General features: G+C 53.9%; 1 rRNA gene. It reads left to right on the forward strand.

Going from position 1 to position 2,901, the window contains the following annotated elements:
• Window positions 1–2,896, forward strand: a 23S ribosomal RNA gene (locus tag OGX80_RS00015); the annotation flags it as partial.
• Between the last annotated feature and the right edge of the window lie 5 nt (window positions 2,897–2,901).

Here is a 2,901-nt window from a genome sequence, read left to right on the forward strand (position 1 = left end):
CAAGCGTACACGGTGGATGCCCTGGCAGTCAGAGGCGATGAAGGACGTGCTAATCTGCGAAAAGCGCCGGCGAGGTGATATGAACCCTTGACCCGGCGATGTCCGAATGGGGAAACCCAGTGTGACTCGTCACACTATCGTTAGCTGAATACATAGGCTAACGAGGCGAACCGGGGGAACTGAAACATCTAAGTACCCCGAGGAAAAGAAATCAACCGAGATTCCCCCAGTAGCGGCGAGCGAACGGGGAGGAGCCCAGAGCCTGAATCAGCTTGTGTGTTAGTGGAAGCGTCTGGAAAGTCGCACGGTACAGGGTGAAAGTCCCGTACACGAAAATGCACAGGCTGTGAGCTCGATGAGTAGGGCGGGACACGTGGTATCCTGTCTGAATATGGGGGGACCATCCTCCAAGGCTAAATACTCCTGACTGACCGATAGTGAACCAGTACCGTGAGGGAAAGGCGAAAAGAACCCCGGCGAGGGGAGTGAAAAAGAACCTGAAACCGTGTACGTACAAGCAGTGGGAGCCTCTTTTATGGGGTGACTGCGTACCTTTTGTATAATGGGTCAGCGACTTATATTCTGTAGCAAGGTTAACCGTATAGGGGAGCCGAAGGGAAACCGAGTCTTAACTGGGCGTTAAGTTGCAGGGTATAGACCCGAAACCCGGTGATCTAGCCATGGGCAGGTTGAAGGTTGGGTAACACTAACTGGAGGACCGAACCGACTAATGTTGAAAAATTAGCGGATGACCTGTGGCTGGGGGTGAAAGGCCAATCAAACCGGGAGATAGCTGGTTCTCCCCGAAAGCTATTTAGGTAGCGCCTCGTGAACTCATCTCCGGGGGTAGAGCACTGTTTCGGCTAGGGGGCCATCCCGGCTTACCAACCCGATGCAAACTGCGAATACCGGAGAATGTTATCACGGGAGACACACGGCGGGTGCTAACGTCCGTCGTGAAGAGGGAAACAACCCAGACCGCCAGCTAAGGTCCCAAAGTCATGGTTAAGTGGGAAACGATGTGGGAAGGCCCAGACAGCCAGGATGTTGGCTTAGAAGCAGCCATCATTTAAAGAAAGCGTAATAGCTCACTGGTCGAGTCGGCCTGCGCGGAAGATGTAACGGGGCTAAACCATGCACCGAAGCTGCGGCAGCGACGCTTATGCGTTGTTGGGTAGGGGAGCGTTCTGTAAGCCGTTGAAGGTGGCCTGTGAGGGTTGCTGGAGGTATCAGAAGTGCGAATGCTGACATAAGTAACGATAAAGCGGGTGAAAAGCCCGCTCGCCGGAAGACCAAGGGTTCCTGTCCAACGTTAATCGGGGCAGGGTGAGTCGACCCCTAAGGCGAGGCCGAAAGGCGTAGTCGATGGGAAACAGGTTAATATTCCTGTACTTGGTGTTACTGCGAAGGGGGGACGGAGAAGGCTATGTCGGCCGGGCGACGGTTGTCCCGGTTTAAGCGTGTAGGTGTGTGCTCCAGGCAAATCCGGTGCACTTTAACACTGAGGCGTGATGACGAGGCACTACGGTGCTGAAGTGACAAATGCCCTGCTTCCAGGAAAAGCCTCTAAGCATCAGGTAACACGAAATCGTACCCCAAACCGACACAGGTGGTCAGGTAGAGAATACCAAGGCGCTTGAGAGAACTCGGGTGAAGGAACTAGGCAAAATGGTGCCGTAACTTCGGGAGAAGGCACGCTGATATGTAGGTGAAGTGATTTACTCATGGAGCTGAAATCAGTCGAAGATACCAGCTGGCTGCAACTGTTTATTAAAAACACAGCACTGTGCAAACACGAAAGTGGACGTATACGGTGTGACGCCTGCCCGGTGCCGGAAGGTTAATTGATGGGGTTATCCCTCGGGAGAAGCTCTTGATCGAAGCCCCGGTAAACGGCGGCCGTAACTATAACGGTCCTAAGGTAGCGAAATTCCTTGTCGGGTAAGTTCCGACCTGCACGAATGGCGTAATGATGGCCAGGCTGTCTCCACCCGAGACTCAGTGAAATTGAACTCGCTGTGAAGATGCAGTGTACCCGCGGCAAGACGGAAAGACCCCGTGAACCTTTACTATAGCTTGACACTGAACACTGGTCCTTGATGTGTAGGATAGGTGGGAGGCTTTGAAGTGTGGACGCCAGTCTGCATGGAGCCGCCCTTGAAATACCACCCTTTAATGGCTGGTGTTCTAACGTGGGCCCGTAATCCGGGTTGCGGACAGTGTCTGGTGGGTAGTTTGACTGGGGCGGTCTCCTCCTAAAGAGTAACGGAGGAGCACGAAGGTCAGCTAATCCTGGTCGGACATCAGGAGGTTAGTGCAATGGCATAAGCTGGCTTGACTGCGAGCGTGACGGCGCGAGCAGGTGCGAAAGCAGGTCATAGTGATCCGGTGGTTCTGAATGGAAGGGCCATCGCTCAACGGATAAAAGGTACTCCGGGGATAACAGGCTGATACCGCCCAAGAGTTCATATCGACGGCGGTGTTTGGCACCTCGATGTCGGCTCATCACATCCTGGGGCTGAAGTAGGTCCCAAGGGTATGGCTGTTCGCCATTTAAAGTGGTACGCGAGCTGGGTTTAGAACGTCGTGAGACAGTTCGGTCCCTATCTGCCGTGGGCGCTGGAGAACTGAGGGGGGCTGCTCCTAGTACGAGAGGACCGGAGTGGACGCATCACTGGTGTTCGGGTTGTCATGCCAATGGCACTGCCCGGTAGCTAAATGCGGAAGAGATAAGTGCTGAAAGCATCTAAGCACGAAACTTGCCCCGAGATGAGTTCTCCCTGACTCCTTGAGAGTCCTGAAGGAACGTTGAAGACGACGACGTTGATAGGCCGGGTGTGTAAGCGCAGCGATGCGTTGAGCTAACCGGTACTAATGAACCGTGAGGCTTAACCTTACAAC

The organism is Citrobacter sp. CK194 (assembly GCF_030333395.1).
GTDB lineage: Bacteria > Pseudomonadota > Gammaproteobacteria > Enterobacterales > Enterobacteriaceae > Citrobacter_B > Citrobacter_B koseri.